Genomic DNA, 19,207 nt, shown 5'->3' on the forward strand with positions numbered 1-19,207 from the left:
CAGCCCGCAAGAACGGCAAGGCAACTGGCATGAAAAGTTGTGGTTGCTCCACAAAATTGCCCGGACGCGCACGCATTGCGGGCTTACCGGACGTCCCTCGCTATGCCATACACGCAAAACAAACAAGGCCAACCGCTTCGGTTGGCCTTTGTTCGATTTGGTATTTCGCAAGACTCAACGCCGGCGACGCGCGGCGATCAATCCGCCAAGGCCGAGCAACGAAATCGAGGCCGGAGTCGGAACCAACTGTCCGGCGACGCCCGTCGAAATCTCTCGGAACGAGGCATCAAAGAATCCGGCTCCCGGGGCGTCCAGGAACAACTGAACGAGCGATCCGTCCAAAGGCTGCCCCGGAACATCCATTGCAAAGAACCCGGTGTTGCCAACAAAGGCGCCGGCGAGGATCGGAACGAAGAAGCTGTTCGAAATAGCGCCGTTGAAGAACGTCGCGCCGCCGAAGTTGATCCAGTCACCCGTCAAATCGCCCTCGAGACGATTGCCGAGCGTGTCCGTGATCGTGAAATGGCCGATTCCCTGGGCCGTGCCGAAGACGTTGTTCTTATTGAACACCGACAAATTCAGCACGAAATCCGCGGCAGAACCGCCGAAAAAGCCCGGATTGAACACCGCCGTTCCAGCGCCGGGTCCGACAACGCGCGAAACCGATCCGTCGGTTCGCAACCCGCCGCCATTCGTTGCCAGCGCCGTGAAATTGCCGGTTCCATTTCCGTTGTCGTTGTAAATACCGTTCAGGTTCGTGTACGTAAACGTCACCAACGGGCCGGCAACGGCAGAACCCGCGGCAACGACCATGGCCAACGCACCAACAGCGATCGATTGAAATTTGGGCACGGAAACATTCCTCTCTCTCTAGGGCCTTCATCCGTCCTCCCCCGCCAACGGGAAACCAATCCGGACGAATGAGGGCCGACCTCCGGACCCTATTTTCTCCAGAACTCGCACTTTTGCAAGGCGATCTCCGACTTTTTCGTGCTTTTCCAAGCAACCGTTCGTCCGGAAAGCGGCTTCCGCCATGCCCCCACGCGTTATTTCCAAACGGTTGACGGCAGCCCACAATGCGTCTTCGCAGAGGCCCGCAACGGCGCTTCGTCATTGGTCCGAAAACGCCAAGCTCACCCAGAATCGGTCACATCCCGTTTTCGATTCATCCATGACGCGAGCAGATCGGGCACTTGTCCCGTTCCGAATTTCCGTTCGGCTTTGCCGTGACTCCGACCGCGCCGGAGTCCGTGCGTCGTCATGAACCGAAAAGTTCCTCGTGGGCCGGCGACTTTTCCGTGCCGCCTGCCTCGGCAGGGTTCCCTCCCGCTGCCGGATGAAACGTGACCAAACTCTGCGTTCCGATCGTTCGCGGCGAACAACCGGAACATTTTCCCGGGGCGGACTCGTATACGCCGCGGGCCTCTGCGAAGACGCACACGCGCCTCCGTCTTCCAAATCTCAGCTGCAACCCATGCTCGCTCCGCAGTTGAGGCACTTGTAGCAGGTGCCGCTGCGAACCGTGATCGTGCCGCATCCGTCGCACGCGGGCGCATCTCCCAGACTCTCCATCGCCGCCGACAGCGCCGACGCGGCAACCGTCGCGACAGTCTGCGGAGCCGGCGCGAGATGCGCCTTCACCGCACCGACCGCCGTTCCCGCTCGTGTGAACGTCTCTGCAAATGCCTGGACCGATCGGGGAGAATCGACCGTCAACCTTCCCGGCGCAGGGTCTCGCCCCGCGCTCGGTGCCTCGTGTTCGAGCGAGATCCGAACTTCCGTCGCGACCGGCGTCGGTGCCTCGGGCTCGCGCTTGGGCGCGTGCGCCTCGCGATACCCCGGAATGAACTGCATCCCGAGCCAGCGAAAAATGTAATCGACGAGGCTCTTCGCGAACGGAATGTCGCGATTCTCCGTCATGCCCGCCGGCTCGAAGCGCTGATGGCTGAACTTGTTCACGAGGCTCTCGACCGGCACGCCGTACTGCAGCGCGACCGAAACCGCCGTGCCCAACGAGTCCATCAGCCCGCCGATCGTCGAGCCTTCCTTGCTCATCGTGATAAAGAGCTCGCCCGGTCGGCCATCCTCATAAAGCCCGACCGACAAATATCCCTCGTGACCGGCGACGTTGAACTTGTGCGTCAGGCTCGGGCGCGTGTCGGGCAGGCGCCGGCGCATCGGTCGGTGCACGATCTGCACCTGTGTTTCGACCACCACGCGCTCGTTGCCTACCTGCACGGCGCTGGCCATGCGGGCCACATCGCCCGCGACTTCGGCTCGCGCTTCCGCAAGCTCGTTCGCGTCTTCGTCGCTTCCCGAAACGACCTCGACCTCGATCGCCTTTTCGTCTTCCTTCTTGAGTTCGCTCTTGGCCTCATCCGCCGTGCTGCTGAGCGGCTGGCTCAGCTTGCAGCCGTCGCGATACAAAGCGTTCGCCTTGAGCCCGAGCTCCCACGAGAGGCGATAGCACGACTTGATGTCGTCCACCGTCGCCTCATTGGGCAGGTTGATCGTCTTGCTGATCGCGCCGCTGATGAACGGCTGTGCCGCCGCCATCATGCGGATGTGCCCCTCGGCCGCGATATAGCGCTGCCCGAGCTTGCCGCACTTGTTGGCGCAGTCGAACACCGGCAGATGCTCGGCCTTGAGGTGCGGCGCACCCTCGATCGTCTGCGTGCCGCAGATCGCCCGGTTCAATCCTTCGATCTGCACGTCGCTCAAGCCCAGGTGCTTGAGCAAGTTGAACGAGTAGTCCGCGCGAGCCTTGGCGGGATCAACGCCGAGCAGCTTCAGTGTTTCCTCCCCCACCGCGAACGCGCCGAACGCGAACGTCAGCTCGAACATCGAGGGCAGGCTCATCGTGATCGCCTGCACTTCGTCCTCCGTCACGCCCTTGCTGCGCAGGAGCGACGAGAGCGTCATATTCGTCTTCAGCCCGCCGGTGTGGGGCGGCACGGCGACATTCAGATGGAGCGTCCCGAGCAGATACTCCATGATCTCCTTGATGTGATCATCCGAGTAGCCGAGCGCCTTGAGCGCCGGACGCACCGACTCGTTCGCGATCTTGAAGTAGCCGCCGCCCGCGAGTTTCTTGAACTTGACGAGCGCGAAGTCGGGCTCGACGCCGGTCGTGTCGCAGTCCATCAAGAGGCCGATCGTCCCCGTCGGCGCGATCACCGTTGTCTGCGCGTTGCGGAAGCCAAAGCGCGTGCCCTCGGTCAGCGCCTCATCCCACGCGACCACCGCGCGATCGAGGATCTGCTCCGCGTTGGCGATCGCGATCTTTCCCGACTTGAACAACTTGTGATCGATCGGCACCGGGCGAATCCGCAGGTCTTCGTACGAGTCGCTGTCGCGCGCCTCGCCGTACGCCGCGAACCGGTGATTCCGGATGACCCGGAGCATGTTCGCCTTGTCCGGTCCGTACCCGGGGAACGGCCCATGCTCCCCCGCCATCAACGCGCTCATCCGGTACGAACGGCCGGTGAGAATCGAAGAAAGCGTGGCGCACACGGCCCGCGCCTCCTCGCTGTCGTACGGAATCCCCGCCTGCATCAGCATCGCGCCGAGGTTGGCGTAGCCCAGGCCCAGCGTGCGGTACTTCCACGAGAGTTCCGCGATCGGCTTGCTCGGGAACGCCGCCATCAGCACGCTGATCTCAAGCACCATCGTCCAAAGGTCGATCGCGTGCTCGTACCGCTCGACATCAAACGTCCGCGCGTCCGCGTCATAGAACCGCAGCACGTTCAGCGACGCGAGGTTGCACGCCGTGTTGTCGAGGAACATGTACTCGCTGCACGGGTTGCTCGCATTGATCCGTCCCGCGCTCGGGCAGGTGTGCCACGCGTTGATCGTCCCATCGAACTGCACGCCCGGGTCGGCGCACCGCCACGCGGCAAAGCCGATCTGCTCCCAAAGATTGCTCGCCTTGAACGAACGCGCGACCTTCCCGTTCACGCGCCACGTCGTGTTCCAGTCGCCGTCCTTGTCGAGCGCATCGAAGAACGAATCGGGGATGCGCACCGAGTTGTTGCTGTTCTGCCCGCTGACCGTGTAGTACGCCTCGCCGTTGAAGTCGTAATCGAGCTTGAGCCCGAGGCGCTCGCTTGTATCCGCAATCTCCTTGTTGCCCTTCTTGAGAACCTTGAGCCCCTCCACCAGCGCCGCGACCTTCACTTCCTCGCGCACCTTCCAGTTGATGAACGTCTCGATGTCCGGATGGTCCATGTCGAGGCAAACCATCTTCGCCGCGCGCCGCGTCGTCCCGCCGCTCTTGACCGCGCTCGCCGCGCGATCGCCGATGCGCAGCCACGACATCAGCCCGCTCGACTTGCCGCCGCCCGAGAGTTTCTCGCCCTCTCCCCGGAGCGAACTGAAGTTGGTGCCAGTGCCGCTGCCGTACTTGAAGAGGCGGGCCTCGCGCACCCAGAGGTCCATGATCCCGCCCTCGCTGACGAGATCATCATCAACACTCTGAATGAAACAGGCATGCGGCTGCGGGTGCGTGTACGCGTCGCTCGCAAGCGTCACGGCGCCGGTCTTATGATCGGCGACGAAGTGGCCTTGCGCCGGCCCGCTGATCCCGTACGCAAAATTCAAGCCCGTGTTGAACCACTGCGGGCTGTTGGGCGCGCAGATCTGGTGCACCATCATGTAGCAGAGTTCGTCGTAGAACGCCTGCGCATCCGACGCCGAATCGAAGTATCCGTGCTTCTCGCCCCAGAAGCGCCAGCAACCAGCCAGACGGTGGATCACCTGCCTCGCCGATTTCTCCGGCCCCTTCAATCCATCCGCCTGCGGCACTCCCGCCTTGCGAAAGTACTTGCTGACCATGATATCGGTCGCGAGCTGCGACCAACTCTCCGGAACCTCGGCGTCTTTCATCTCGAAGACAATCGAGCCGTCGGGGTTGGAAATCTTCGACGATCGCTTCACCCACTTGACAGAGGAGAAGGGGTCGGAATTTGCAGAAGTGAAGCGGCGAGAAATCTTCATGAAATGATCCGTCTTCAGTGCGTTGAGAGTTCGAGGAAAAAGAAGGCATCAAGGCATGCGGCATCGAGGCACTATCCGCCGAGGCTGCGGATCAGGCCCGCGAGCACCCGTTCCGATTCATCCAGTTGAGACTTGATCGTCTCGTACACCTGCGCCGTGACATACTTGAAATCCCGAGCAAAGAGAAGTTGAGTGTCGAGTTGGTACAGCTCGCCTCGAGCCTGTTTGAGAAACCAGATGTAGTCGCTGGTCACGCCGCGTCCATATCCGTTTGCGATGTGGCTTGCAATCGAAACCGACATCCGTCGAAGCGAAGACATCAGTCCGAACCTCTCCGCTTCGGGCAACGTTGCTGCTATCTCGTAAATGACCTTCCCCAGCGTGTAGGCCTTCTGCCACGCGATCAGGTCCTGATACGACTTGATTGGCTCTGACATGCTTCATTGCTCGATGCCTCGATGCCCCGTGCCTTGATGCCTTCTTTTCAGTCGACTTTCGGAAGAGTGAGCCCCGATTGGTCCTGGTACTTCCCCGCCTTGTCCGCGTACGACTTCTCGCACACGTCGTCGGCCTTCAAGAAAATCAATTGCGCAATCCCCTCGTTCGCGTAGACCCGCGCCGGAAGGGGCGTCGTGTTGCTGATCTCAAGCGTCACCTTGCCGCGCCACTCGGGCTCCAGCGGAGTCACGTTCACGATCAGCCCGCAACGCGCGTACGTGCTCTTGCCCACGCAGATCGCCAGGACATCCCGCGGCACATCGAGATACTCCACCGTCTCGCACAGCGCGAACGAGTTGGGCGGGATGATGACGTACTGCTTGTCCGCCGGCCGCCCCGCGACATCGACCTCGATCATCATGTCGTCGCTGAACGCCTTTGGGTCTACGACCGCGATGTCGCCCGAGTGTGTCGCGGGCGTGAAGATCTTGAAGTGCGTGCCGACGCGCACGTCGTAGCCGTAACTCGAAACGCCGTATGAGATGCGCCCGGGACGCTTTTTCGCTTCCTCGAACGGCCCGATCTTCACGAGCTTCCTGATTTGGCGATCCGATAGAACAGACACTGAACAATCTCCGATCAAAGCGACGCATATTCCGGCCGCGAACCCGGATCGCGGCGAGACAAACCGAATTGCTTGAGGCTCCGCTCCAAGTTCCTTTCCGGTGACCAAGCCCCGGAAACCCCCCGACCCGAACGTCCACGACCCGTTCGAATCTGCTGTCGAAGGACCCAGAGCATACCACTACAGATCGTGGCTGCAAGGGTCTCGCGGCACAAAATAGTGGGTATGGATTGTGTGAAATCTGTCGCCAACGCGCAAGAATCGTGTTTTTCAGCGTTTGCGCTGCTTATGAAATCTTCACAGGGAAGTTATCCACACCCCGCGCCGACACGCGGTGACACCGACCGTCATCGAACGACCGGAACCGCCGGTTGCCGACACCAACCGACAGCCGAATTCTGTTCGGGTCGGCCGTCCAGCGGGAATCGGGAAATTGCGCGCATCTCGGCCTCGCGACAGTTCTTTTGCAACGAAGCGCCCCCGGCATTTCGTACAGTCTGCCGCCGCGGGAAGGGCACGGGGCGCCGAGAGGCGCCCGAAACACCGGGAATGCTCCGTGTTGTCGGGGCTCTCGAGCGGAAGTGATGTGTGGCTTTGGAGGTCGCTCAAGCGATGAGGAATGGCATTCTCGCCTGTGGATTGATCGGGCTCTCTTTGAGCGGCTGCGCCTCGGACGACAAGCCCAAGCCCCGGGCCGTCACGCCGGTCGTGCGTGATGTAGCGCCGGCGCTGCGCGGCACCGTCGGCGCCGAATCGAGTTTCCGCAACGTGGATCCCGTCCTTGTCAGCGGCTACGGCCTTGTCGTCGGCCTCCAGGGAACCGGCGGGCAGCAGCTCGACGACGGCATCGCCGCGTTGATGGAGCGAGAGATTCAACTCCGCGACATCAGCGCCGCCAACGAATACAAGTGGCAGGCGATCGACAAGGTCACGCCCAAGCAGCTCCTCCGAGACAAGAACGTCGCCGTGGTGTACGTGCAGGCGCTGGTCGCGCCGGGTGCACCGCGCGGGATGCACTTCGATGTTTTCGTGCGCGCCATGAACGCTTCGAGCCTCGAAGGAGGTCGCCTCTGGACCACCGCCCTGCAGCTCGGGCAGACCAAACCGGCGGGCGGCCCGCGGGGCAAGGTCGTCGCGCAGGCCTATGGCCCGATCTTCATCAACCCCTTCTCCGATCCCGGACAGGAAGGAGCCGGCGTGACCGCCACGGCCGGACGCGTCCTCGACGGCGGCGTGATGGTCAACCCGATGCCCCTCGAGATCGTCCTCGATAACAACTTCCACACCCGCGCGCGAGCGATCACCAGCGCGATCAACTCGAGATTTCCCGAGGAAACCCCCGAACGCGCACCGGTGGCACGCGGCCGTTCGGGCCAGATTGTCGAGATTTCGGTGCCCGAGTCCTATCGCTCCGATCCTGTCGAGTTTCTGAAACTCGTTCAGTACGTGCAAGTCGACGGACCTATTCAGCGCTACGCCCAGCGCTACGTCGACGCGGCAAAGGCCGAACCGTTCCTCGCCGGGGAAATGTCGTGGTGCATGGAAGCGCTCGGCGATCAGGCCCTGCCCATCATCCGTGAGCTCTACGACTACAACGAAGTCGCGCCCCGTTACGCGGCACTCCGGGCGGGCGCGAGTCTGGGCGATCCGCTCGCGGCAGAATCGCTGAAGAAACTGGCGCTCGAAGGTCGCGGCGCCGAGCGGCTCGACGCGATCGCCCTGCTCGGACGGATCAGCGCCGGCCCGACCGTGGACCTGACGCTGCGCGATCTGCTGCAGGAAAAACCGCTGCTGGTACGGGTCGCGGCGTACGAAGCGCTGGCCGAGCGCGCCGAGCGCAATCGCCTGAACCGCCTGCTCCGCGAACAGTTCACCAATCCCGACCCAAACGCCATCCGCCTCAGCCCCACGCAATTGCAGGTCCTGGCGGAGTCGGACATCCCGGCCGGCTCCATCCAGGGCGTCAGCCGCAAACGGCTCGGCGACGGGTTCTTCCTCGATCGCGTCCAAGGCGGCACCGGCCTCGTCTACATCACCCAGCAGGGAACTCCGCGCGTCGTCGTTTTCGGGCAGGATCCAAAGCTGGTCAAGCCGATGTTCGCTTCGGCCTGGTCCGATCGCCTCATGATCAACGCCCAGGACGCGAACGGCCCGATCAAACTCTTCTACCGGGATTGGAAAACGGACACGATCACCCAGCAGGAAGTCGATCCCGAGCTGCCCAAGCTGATCGAGTTCTTCGCCCACACCCCCACGCCCGAGGACCCCCGCCCCGGCCTTGGGCTCAGCTACAGCGAGGTGGTCGGTGCCCTGTACGCCATTCACAAGGCCGGCGCGATGAATTGCAATTTCGCCACCGAACGCGACCGCCTCCTCGCGGCCCTGACGGCAGCAAACGCCGGCCAGCACAAAGAGCGCCCGGAGACGACCAAAGACAGGGCCGAAGTGGTCGTGCTCGAGTCGCCCGAAGCGACCCTGGCGCCGCGCGAAGAGGGCGGCCTCAAACCAATCGTTGTTCCGATCCCGCGCGAGCCGAAGAAGAAGTAAGCACCGGAATCGTCGCACGGAGCACCCGGATTTGTTATAATTGCGTCCTCGCTATTGGCCCATGGATCGGGCCGGGGCGCGGGCGCGAGTTCGGCCCACGACCCTCGCGACAGGAGGTTGCCCGCTTCATGCGCCTGGTCAAACTGTCTCTCGCCGGCTTCAAGTCGTTCGCCGACCCCACCGAGTTCATTTTCGAGGACATGGTGACGGGCATCGTCGGTCCCAACGGCTGCGGCAAGAGCAACGTCGTCGACGCGATCAAATGGGTGCTGGGCGAGCGCAGCAGCAAGAGCCTTCGCGGCACGGAAATGCTCGACGTCATCTTCGCCGGAAGCGCCGGGCGCAAACCCGCCGGGATGGCCAGCGTCACCCTCACCTTTGAAAACCCGGTACGAACCGATCTCGCTCCGGCGGATGCCGCAATCGGCGAAACGACCGAATCGATCGAACCAGAAGGAAGCATCACGCCCGATGGGCTCGCAGATGCCGCTGGCGAAGCGGCCGCGCTCGAAGAGGCCGAGGACTCGATCGTCGACGCGAGCGTGAAGGGCAAGCGCGGCCTTCCCATCGACCACGACACGGTCGAGGTCGAGCGCCGGCTGTACCGGGACGGGACAAGCCAGTATCTGATCAACGGACGACGCGCGCGTCTCCGCGACATCCGCGAGCTATTCCTGGATACGGGCATCGGCGCCGACGCCTATTCGATCATCGAACAGGGCAAGGTCGATCGCATGCTCCTCGCAAGCCCGCAGGAACGGCGCGCGATCTTCGAAGAAGCCGCGGGAGTCGCCAAGTACAAGCAGCGCCGCATCGAAGCGATGCGCAAGCTCGAAAAGACCGAGCAGAATCTCGCGAGCACACGCCTGCAACTCGAAAGCACCGAGCGCCGCCTTCGTCTGGTCAAGGGTCAAGCCGCCAAGGCCCGCAAGTTCCAGACACTCGATACCGAACTGACCGCGTGGCGCACGGCACTGGCATTCGATCAGTACGACGAACTTCGCACGCGTCTCGACGGGCTCGCCAGCCGGCAGAGCGATCTGGAATCACAGCGCACGAGCGCGCAGCAGCAGGTCATGCAACTCGACGAGCAGAGGCTGCAGGCCGAGGCAACCCGCGCCGAGAAGCAGGCGATCGGCCGGGCCGCGGAACAGGAAAGGCTGAACGTCGCGTTCCAGTCGTCCCAGGCGACGCAGAAGCGCGAAATGTCGCAGCGCTCGCTCACGGATGTCGTCGCGCGGCTGGAACTCGATCGCGATCGCCTGTCGAATCTCGAGCAGGAACTGGTCAAAGTCGGCGCGGCGATCGCGGATACGAGTGAAACGCTCGCCGCCGAAGCGGAAAAGCGCGACGAGCAGGAGCGTGCGCTCGCGGCACTCACTTCCGAACGTGCTTCGCTCCTGACCGAAGCGCAGGCCCGCGAGGATGAACTCGCGCAGAAGCGCCGGCAGATGCAGCAGATCGACCGCGAGCGCGCCGGTCTCGTCGCCTCCGCCGAAGCCGAGGAAAGGCAGGCACGCGGGCTCGCGGATCAGATCGCCGGGCTCGAGCGCCGCGCCGAGCAGATCCAGGCAGGGATGCTCGCGACCGAGCGCGACAGCGAACAGGCCCGCCAGGCTTTCGCGCAGTTCGGGTCGGAAGTGTCGAGGCTGGAAGGCGAACTCGAATCGGCGCTGGCGGAACTTGAGCGCCTCTCGGGCGGCCGCGATTCGCTCGCCAAGCGCGTCGGCGAGTTGCAGCAGGATCTTGCACGCATCGAGAGCCGGCGCGCCACGCTCCGTGAGATGGCCGAAGACCACGTCGGCTACGCCGAGGCCGTTCGCGCCGTGCTCAAGGCACGGCAGGAAGGTCGCTTTGCCGGCGTGCGCGGCGCGCTCGCCGATCTGATCGAAGTGAATCCGGGCGCGACGCAGGCCGTCGAAGCAGCGCTCGGCGCCGGGTTGCAGGCGCTGGTCGTCGAAACCCCGGCGCAGCTGCCGAATGCAGAAGAGATCGCGTCGCTGCCGGGGCGCGTGACTTTTCTTCCGCTCGACGTCGGATCCCAGCGCACCGGCGAATTCCCCGGCACGATCTCCGATGTCGATCCGACACTGGCATCCAAAGTCGTCCGGCTCGGCGGGCTCGTCACGCCCCGCGCGGGGCTCGAGAGCGCAGAGGCATTGTCGCGCACCATCGACCGCTTGCTGGGTGAGACGTTCGTCGTCGAATCGATCGATGGCGCGCTCATGCTCGCCGCTTCCGGCGTGCTGCCGGAGCGGGCCCGTTTCGTCACGCAGGATGGAACGGTCATCGAGAGCGACGGCCGCGTGATCGCGGGTCCGCTCGGCGCCGACAGCGCGTCGGGCGTGGGCGTGCTCGCCCGCCGCGAAGAAACCGAAAAACTCGAAGAGCAGGCGGCGCAGGTTCGCGCCCAGCTCGATGCCGCCAAGGGCGAACTCGCAACCGTCGGCTCCGCCGCCTCGGCGCTCGGCGAACAGACCGGCGCGCTCCGACGCGAGCTGGCCGAATCCCAGCGCCAGGCCGTTGCGCACCACGGCTTGATGGAGCGCAAGACCGCCGAACTCGCCCGCATCGTCCGCGATCAGAGCGAATCGGGTCAGCAACTCGAAGGGCTCCGCGCCCGTCGCACCAGGCTCGAACAGGAAGCGAGCGAACTCCGCGAGCGGGCGCAGAAGCTCGGCGGGCTTCTCGAAGAGCACACCGCCCAGACCCGCGAGGCCGAGGCCGCTTCCGCCGCATCCCGCGCCCGCGCCGAAGCGCTCTCGGAACAGTGCACCCAGGTCAAGGTCGCGGTCGAGCGCCTCACGGCGCAGGCCTCGGTCGCTCGCCGCGAACTCTCCCGCCTCGAACTCGCGCGCGACGATGCCGAGCGACAGAAGCGCGATCTTTCGGCCCACGCCGAGCAGGGCGCAGCCCGCGTCGAAGAACTCAACGCCGCGATCAAGGAGAGCAGCTCGCTCATCGAGGAGTCCGCCGCGGCCCTCGCCGAGGTCTCCGCAAGATCCGAGGCGATCTCGAAGGAAATCGCGGGCGCGAGCGACATCGTCATCGAAGTAACCGAATCGCTCAACTCCGCGCGCGAGCACGCCATGACCCTCGAGCGCGATTGGAACGCGCTCGAGATCACCCGGCGCGAGCTCGAGGTAAAGCGCGAGACCGTCGAGGAGCGCACGCACCAGGAACTCCGCGTCGATCTCGCGGCCGAGTACCCGCAGTACCGCGAGATGCTCGCGACGGGCGATGTAAGCAAACCCGACGTGTCGAGCGCCGCGGCATGCATCGCAAACCTCAAGGAACAGATCAAAGCGCTGGGCAATGTGAACCTCGACGCGATCGACGAGGAAGGCACGCTTGAGTCGGCCAACGAAACCCTTGTAAAACAAGTGGCGGACATGGACACCGCCCGGGCGACACTCGTCGAGCTCATCGAGAAGCTCAATGTCATCTCCAAGGAGAGGTTCGGCGCCGTGTTCACGAAAATCCAGGAACAGTTCGGCGGCGCCGAAGGAATGTTCCGGCGCCTCTTCGGCGGAGGCAAAGCCGAGGTCCGCCTCATGCCCCTCGTGCGCGAGATCGAGAACGCCGACGGCACCATCAGCAAGGTCGAAACCGAGGAGGTCGATCTGCTCGAGAGCGGCATCGAGGTCGTTGCGAAGCCGCCCGGAAAAGAGCCTCGCAGCATCAGCCAATTGTCGGGAGGCGAGAAGACGCTCACGGCGGTGGCGCTCCTGATGAGCATCTTCCGCAGCAAGCCATCGTGCTTCTGCATCCTTGACGAAGTGGACGCGGCGCTCGACGAGAGCAACGTCAACCGCTTCGGGCAGGTGGTACGCCAGTTCACCGATCTCTCGCACTTCATCGTCATCACGCACAACAAGCGGACGATGCAGCAGGCCGATCGCCTCTTCGGCGTGACGATGCAGGAGCGCGGCGTTTCGACGCGCGTCACCGTGAAGTTCGAGCAGGTCGGCAAGGACGGGTCGATCCGGCACGACGCGCAGTCGACGGCGGCACAATCGATCGAACCGAAGCAAGTTTCGGATGGTGCGGCTTCGCCGGGTCCGCTGCGCCGGGCGCTCGCGGCGATGCACGAGCGCGAATCTCCGGTTGTCCCGAGCGACAACTGACGGATTCCGCTACGATCGGCCCGTGAGCGATCCGAACGAAGACATCAATCAACTCGCCGACCAATTCCGCAAAGATTTCGCGGGCGCGCTCGAACAGGTTTCGCGCGTCATCGTCGGGCAGAAGGACATCATCGAGGGCGTCTTGGTGTGCCTGTTTCTCGGCGGTCACGTGCTGCTCGAGGGCGTGCCGGGGATCGGAAAGACGCTTCTGGTGCGCACGCTCGCGCGCTCCACGAGTCTTTCGTTCAGCCGCGTGCAGTTCACGCCCGACCTGATGCCCGCGGACATCACCGGCACGACCGTGGTGATCGAGAGCGCGGGCGAGGGCGGACGAACACAGCGCGAGTTTCGATTCCGCGAGGGGCCGGTGTTCGCTCAGGTCATCCTCGCGGACGAGATCAATCGCGCCACACCGAAGACGCAATCGGCGCTGCTCGAAGCGATGCAGGAGCGCAGCGTCACCGTCGGCGGCGCGACGTATCCGCTGCCGTCTCCGTTTCTTGTGATGGCGACGCAGAATCCGATCGAGCAGGAAGGTACTTATCCGTTGCCGGAAGCGCAGCTCGATCGCTTTTTCTTCAAGTTGCTCGTTCGCCCGCCGGGGCGGGAGGACCTCGCGGAGATTCTGGAGCGAACAACCGGCAGCGAGGAAGCGGCGCCGAGTTCATCGCTCGACGCGGCGCGGATCCTCGCGCACCGCGATCTGATCCGGCGCGTGCCGATCGCACCGAGCGTGCGCGACTACGCGGTACGGCTGGTTCTCGCGACGCAGCCTGCGGCAACCGTTTCCGGCCGGTCGTTCGCGACGCCGATGGTGAATCAGTACGTGCGGCTGGGGGCTTCGCCCCGCGCGGCGCAGACGCTGGTGCTGGCTGGTAAATGCCGCGCGCTGCGTGAGGGACGGGTGGCCGTGTCCACGGAAGACATCGCGGAAGCGGCCCTGCCCGCGATGCGTCACCGGCTGATCATGAATTTCGAGGCGAGCGCGGAAGGGGTCACTCCCGATGCGGTGGTTTCGAATATCGTGCAGACTTTGCCGCTCGAAGGAACTTGAGAAGCGCGTTTCGCCGGCGGTGCAACCCCGAAGCGGCGTGCTGCGAACCATCCATTTACCCGGTGCAGAAGGCCACGCGCATCCTCGTCTTTGGATTGATGATCCCGATTCTCGGGTGCTCGACGAGTCCCCCTCCGGCGAAGCAGCCTTCGCCGTTTGGTCCGGCGCAGAGCACAAACTTTCTGCCGCCGACGCCAAAGGCGGAAGACAGGCAGCCGCTTATCGCGGTGTTCGGTCAGACACTGCTCGTTCCGGCATCGGCGATTCTTGGGAGCACGGGGCGCATCCCCCAGGCGAAACTCGACGACGGGCGGGAGGTGCCGATCACGATTCGGCGGGCGACGGCCGAAGCATTTTCGACGGGACAATCGTTTGGCTCACTCGAGAGCATCGCGTCGAGATGGGTCGGGCCGGTGGGCCGAATCAATGAAACAACAGGCGCGGGTGTCTCGCAGCCGGGTGCGAGCACGATCGAATTCTGCGAAGTTGGATTGCCGCCGGATGCGATCGGGCACTGGCTCTGGATCGGGGACAAGCACATCGATCTCGCGTGGATTCCAGCGGAGAAGCCGCTGAAGTTCGAGATTCCGGAACTATCGCGTGCGGCGCGGAGCGATCCGCTTGTGCTCGAGTGCCTGCGCCTGGAGGGGATGAGCCCGTTCACGCGCTGGAGATCGGCGCTTTTCGGTCTTCCGGCGGCGCCGACAACGCTTGCGCCGGTGCCGTTCGCCCTCGATTCGCTCGAGCCGGTGGCGCGGCCCGATCCGCCGACGATTTCGGACTTGCTCGCGGCGCGGCAGAGCGCGATGTGGAATCACGCCCTGCTGCGGCTTCTGCGCGCCGATGCATCGCTCTACCGGCGCGTGCTTGTTGAGTGCACGCGGGTGGTGCGATTGAGCGGAGCGACCGATCGGTTTGCGCCCGCGTGGGCCGACGCGGCGGACTCTCAGGCGCTGCTGGATGCTCTGCTTTCGAACCGGGACACTTCGCAAGGCGTGATTGCCGCGGCAACCAACTGGCTCTCGCGCCGACCTCCCGCGTGCGCGTGGGTCAGCGATGATGCCGGGCTGCTCGACACCGAATCGCGGATGCCGTTGCCGCGTATCGGCCTGGCGAACTTGAGCGGTGCGCCCGCGCTCGGATGGGCCGGGGGACGCGTTGCCGCGCAATCGCCGGAACTCATTTCGATTCCGCCGGACCGTGCCCAGATTGTTGCTATCCCGGCACTCGCTCTGTCCGCCGGGAACGACGATGGATCGTCGGTCGAAGCACACGTCGGCGTCTGGTCCACTCGACTCGCGGTGAACCGGCGCAGTCTGGCTGCACGCCCGCCGGGATTGCTCATCGCGCCGACGTTTCTCGATCTCACAATTTCTTCGTGGACACGCTCGCAAACCCTCAGCCCTGTTCCCACCGGCGACCGGTCGGACATGGGCGCCCTGGCGGCGCGGCTGGTCCGCGAAGCCGGGCCGACCAATGTTCCGACCGGCTCGGGCTGGTCGATCTACCTCGAGGTGGAGCGGAGCACGTTCGAGCATCAGACGATCCGGATCTGGTACGGACCGATCGATCGTCCGACGCAGGTTGTGCAGGTGGAATTGCCCGAGACCTCGCGCATTCCCGAGAGCGGCGAAGCGGTCGCGACGGTGCGCGAAGCCGGCACGCGCGACTCGCTGCTGCCGGGGGCGCAGATCGTCCCCTCGGCCGGTCACTGGTCGCTCCGGCTTCCGGTTCCGAATCGTGCCGTCGAGAGACCCGGTCTCGTTCGATTCGGCGTCGAGCACGTGCGCGGGAATATCCGTTCGTCGTGGCCTCGCGCCGTCTTTCCATGGTCCACCGAGCCGGCACGTGCGTGCGTCGATTTGACGAAGTGGTAGATCAGATCGCGCGCGCGGGCCGAAGATCGAGCGCTTCGGTCATCACGCCGTGCAACTCGATGTTGTCGATGAAGGGCGCGATCCTCTCGCTGCCCGGTCCGAGCGCCGTCAGTTCCACGAAGTCCGCGGTGTGATTCGGGCTCACGAATCCGATGCCGAAGTGATTTGCGAGACAGCTTCCGAGAACACTGCTCGCGCGGCTCATCGGTTCGAAGAGCTGCGGGTTCTGGCCGCGGAGCGCTCCGACGAACGCTGCGATTTCTTCGCGACCGAGTTCAACACCGGTTGCCTCGCGGACGATTGAGCCGACACGATCCTGTCCGGTGATCACTTCGTGAACCACGGGGTCGTCGTACTCGAGCTTTAGTCCGAGCTGCGAGAAGACCCAGTCGAACGAGTGGCGGGTGTGGGCGAGACTTTCGATTCCTCTGTAACTTTCCGGTCCGTACACGGTCAGGCCCGGATTCCCGTTGCCGTGATCGGTGGTCACAATGAGAAGCGTGTCGTCCCGGTTCTCGATCCACGCGAGCACCGCACCGAGCGCGCGATCGAACGCGAGTTGCTCTCCGATCAGGGTGCCGGCATCATTTGCGTGTGCCGCGTGATCGACGCGGCCACCCTCGATCTGGAGCACGAAGCCGTTGCTGTGCCGCGAAAGCTGCGAGAGAGCGAGCGTTGTCATCTCCGCCAGGGATGGATCGATGTTGTCGCGCTCGCACTCATAGCGAAGATGGGATTTTTCAAAAAGACCCAGCACCGGGCCGGGCGCTTCGGCTCCGAGAGTCTTGGAGTAGTCCTCAAAGTCGGAGCGGCTTCGGAGAACCTTGAGATCCGTACGCGTCGCGAGGAGCGCTTCGGGGAAGAACTTGCTCCCGCCTCCGAGCGTCACATCGACCCGTCGCTCGATGATCTGACGTGCGATCTCTCCCTCGGCGTTTCGCGAAGGGTGATTGGCGATGAAGCCTGCGGGTGTCGCGTGTGTCACCCGCGTGGTGGTGACAAGACCGGTCGCCTTGCCGTTCTGTGCCGCCTGCACGAGAATCGGCGTCGGGGTCTTTCCGTCGGGGGTGAAATTGACGGCCTCATTGTTGATATGGACGCCGGTTCCCCAGGCCGAGCTCGCGGCGGACGAATCGGTCACGAGCGAATCGGCGGAACTGGTCCGCATGACCGACCGCCGGGCACCCTCACGACCCCAGAAATCGATCCAGCTGGTTTGCTTGGCGTGTCGAACCCGGCACGCGATCTCGGCGAGCGAGAGGGTGCCGAAACTCATGCCGTCGGAGACCATGAAGATGACGTTGTGCGCGGTCTTGGCAGCGGAACTCGGAGCTGTTCGAACCGGCTGGCGCGCGCGAGCCAGGCCGGGCGCAAATGCGGACGCGGCGGCAAGGCCCGCGGCGGAACCGAGTGAAAGGCCGAGGAAACCGCGCCGATCAAGCGGCGGGACGAGATGCGGCACGTGCTTGGTTGGTTCCATGACGATCCCGACGGTGGCTGGATCCGGCGACCCGCATTGTACGGACAATGCCCGGTTACAAACGTGCAGAGCGCGCGAAGATCAGCCACTCGATCGCGAGCAACGCGGCCGCGAGCACCAGCGCCCACCACCAGACTTCGCGGGGCCGAGAAATGTTTCCGGTTTGGGAAAGGACGCGGCTCCCGACGCGGAGCACATCGCTCGTTGCAACCGCACTCTCGTGCGAATCGAGCAGGTTGACCGCAATCGGGGGAAAGCCCGCGCCGGATTCGGGTGTGTACACCCCGGCGCGATCGAGCACGCCGAGCGTCATCCGTCGCTTGGCGTCGGGCGAGTCGCTGACTGGTTGTCCGGGTGCGATTCTTGCAAGCACGTCCGCCGGACCGACGTATCGGGGCGGATTGCCGATTCCCTCGAAGAAAACGGGCTGCACGGTGAGAAACTGCACGCCGGCGTTTTCGGCGCCCTTCGAGGTCAAGAGATCGACGGCGGACTTCAGAAATATTGGGAATCCCGCCTGGAGCGGCCAATTCGAATCTTCGAGCCGGAACGTAACGAGAATCCTCTTCGGCCCGTTCTCGGGCTCGCTCAGAATGATCAGCGGACTCCGCTCGCTCCGCGCCAACACCTCCGATCCCTTGCCTCGGAATGCACGCTCGTGCGCGACGACCACGCCGTCGAGCGTGATATCCCGCAGCAGCGGACTCGACCGTGACCAGGACTGAACCGGGTGTGCTTCTTTGGCGGGCGCCGGCTCTCCCAGTTCGAGTTCGGGCACTCCGGCGCCGAAGCTCAGGCTCGGAAGGACCGGCGCTGCGCTCGGCGCAACGCCATCGAAGACCACGATGTCGTAGAACTTCAGTTCGCCCGCCGCGGCCATCGCTTCGTAGCGATCGCGCGTGACGCGTGTGAGTTCGCCCGGGCTCAACTCGGCGAGCGCATCCGCGAGAAGAAAATCCGCCGAGAAGATCGCGGCGGGTTCGCCATCCATTCGCGGTCCGCCCGCTCGCTGCACCAGTAAAATGCGGGCCGGCGCCGCGTTCCGGAGGTTGATTGCCGCGGCATTGTCGCTCAAGAGCAAGTCGCGCTCTTCATCGACCAGCAGCGAAACCATCGCGATGCCGCCGGCCGGAACGCTCGCGGAAAACACGACCGACGTCTCGCCCAATCCGGCGTTGGTTTGGCCCGAGACAGAAACCGTGCGGGTTTCGAGAACGGCGCCGTCGATCGAGAGCCGAATCGGAACAGAACGGGCCGAGCGTGACGCGTTCTGAACCTTGACGAAGATATTGACGACATCCGGATGATCCGCATCTCGGCGCACGGAAAGCACGACGATGCCGAGATTCTGTTTGTCGGCCGAGGGGGGTGGTCCGCACCGGACGAGTCGCACGACTCCGCCGGGAGAGGGCGGCTCTCTCGATCCATCCTCGAATGATCCGTCGCTGAAGACGAGCACCTCAGCCCCGGAATCGATCTCTTCGGAAACCCGCACGCTCTGGAGTAGAGCTCGCGCAACCTCCATGGCTGAGTTCAGATCGCCCGGTTGATCGGTCGGCGAAACGCGATCGATGGACGAAGCGATACTCCCCGGGTTGGCCGAGAATTCACCGATGATTTCGGCGCCCGAAGAGGCGGCGACAACGGCGAACTGCGTCGATGCCGCGGATCCATTGACGATGCCGCGCGCCTTGTGCTTGGCTTCGTCGAGTCGGGAGATCCGCTCGCCGGTCGACGATGCGCCGTCCATCGCTCGCATCGAAGCGGAGCGATCGATGATGAGCAGGACTTTTCCGGCGTGCTCTCCTGAATGAAGCAGGACCGGCCGTCCCACCGCCGCGATGAGCGTGCACGCGATCAGCAGGTGGAGCAGCATCAGCCAGCTGGGTTTGGGCGGCGCGATGGGGACGTTGACCTGAATGTCGCTTGCCGATTCGGGCCAGAGCATGATCGAACTGACGCGGAGAGGGCGCCGGCGCAACTTGAGCAGATACATCGCGAGGAGTGCCGGCAGCACGAGTGCCGCGGCAATCAGCGCAGATGTTGGTGCGAGGAACGACATCG

General features: G+C 64.1%; 10 protein-coding genes. 4 read left to right on the top strand and 6 right to left on the bottom strand.

The genetic code is table 11. The features are described from left to right. Positions 1 to 174 precede the first annotated feature (174 nt). From KF691_12010 to KF691_12025, 4 genes are all read right to left on the bottom strand, one after another. Complete coding sequence (locus KF691_12010; protein MBX3390162.1) at positions 175 to 852, bottom strand: hypothetical protein; 678 nt, start codon at positions 850 to 852, stop codon at positions 175 to 177. A gap of 609 nt (positions 853 to 1,461) precedes the next feature. Further along, positions 1,462 to 4,995 (bottom strand): adenosylcobalamin-dependent ribonucleoside-diphosphate reductase, encoded by a 3,534-nt coding sequence (locus tag KF691_12015; GenBank protein MBX3390163.1) that lies wholly within the window; start codon positions 4,993 to 4,995, stop codon positions 1,462 to 1,464. A gap of 71 nt (positions 4,996 to 5,066) precedes the next feature. Then, positions 5,067 to 5,432, bottom strand: coding sequence for a four helix bundle protein (locus KF691_12020; GenBank protein MBX3390164.1), 366 nt, complete (start codon positions 5,430 to 5,432; stop codon positions 5,067 to 5,069). Positions 5,433 to 5,479: 47 nt separating this feature from the next. Continuing rightward, the gene (locus tag KF691_12025) at positions 5,480 to 6,058 is read right to left on the bottom strand and encodes a dCTP deaminase (GenBank protein ID MBX3390165.1); all 579 of its coding nucleotides are present in this window, start codon (positions 6,056 to 6,058) and stop codon (positions 5,480 to 5,482) included. Between the two features lie 612 nt (positions 6,059 to 6,670). On the opposite strand from KF691_12025, the gene KF691_12030 reads away from it, so the two are divergent. From KF691_12030 to KF691_12045, 4 genes are all read left to right on the top strand, one after another. Next, positions 6,671 to 8,605, top strand: a complete 1,935-nt coding sequence (locus tag KF691_12030) for a flagellar basal body P-ring protein FlgI (GenBank protein MBX3390166.1) — start codon at positions 6,671 to 6,673, stop codon at positions 8,603 to 8,605. A gap of 128 nt (positions 8,606 to 8,733) precedes the next feature. Next, positions 8,734 to 12,732, top strand: coding sequence for a chromosome segregation protein SMC (gene smc, locus KF691_12035; GenBank protein ID MBX3390167.1), 3,999 nt, complete (start codon positions 8,734 to 8,736; stop codon positions 12,730 to 12,732). Further along, positions 12,647 to 13,786, top strand: coding sequence for an AAA family ATPase (locus KF691_12040; GenBank protein ID MBX3390168.1), 1,140 nt, complete (start codon positions 12,647 to 12,649; stop codon positions 13,784 to 13,786). The genes smc and KF691_12040 overlap by 86 nt, the downstream gene beginning before the upstream one ends. Before the next feature lie 62 nt (positions 13,787 to 13,848). After that, on the top strand, positions 13,849 to 15,663 hold the full coding sequence (locus KF691_12045; protein MBX3390169.1) for a hypothetical protein: 1,815 nt from the start codon (positions 13,849 to 13,851) through the stop codon (positions 15,661 to 15,663). A gap of 1 nt (position 15,664) precedes the next feature. Here the strand turns inward: KF691_12045 and KF691_12050 are convergent, their stop codons facing one another. Continuing rightward, on the bottom strand, positions 15,665 to 17,143 hold the full coding sequence (locus tag KF691_12050) for an alkaline phosphatase (GenBank protein ID MBX3390170.1): 1,479 nt from the start codon (positions 17,141 to 17,143) through the stop codon (positions 15,665 to 15,667). Between the two features lie 55 nt (positions 17,144 to 17,198). Then, positions 17,199 to 19,205: a VWA domain-containing protein gene (locus KF691_12055; GenBank protein ID MBX3390171.1), complete on the bottom strand. Its 2,007-nt coding sequence runs from the start codon at positions 19,203 to 19,205 to the stop codon at positions 17,199 to 17,201. Between the last annotated feature and the right edge of the window lie 2 nt (positions 19,206 to 19,207).

The sequence above is a fragment of the Phycisphaeraceae bacterium genome (genome assembly GCA_019636555.1).
Lineage (GTDB): Bacteria > Planctomycetota > Phycisphaerae > Phycisphaerales > UBA1924 > JAFEBO01.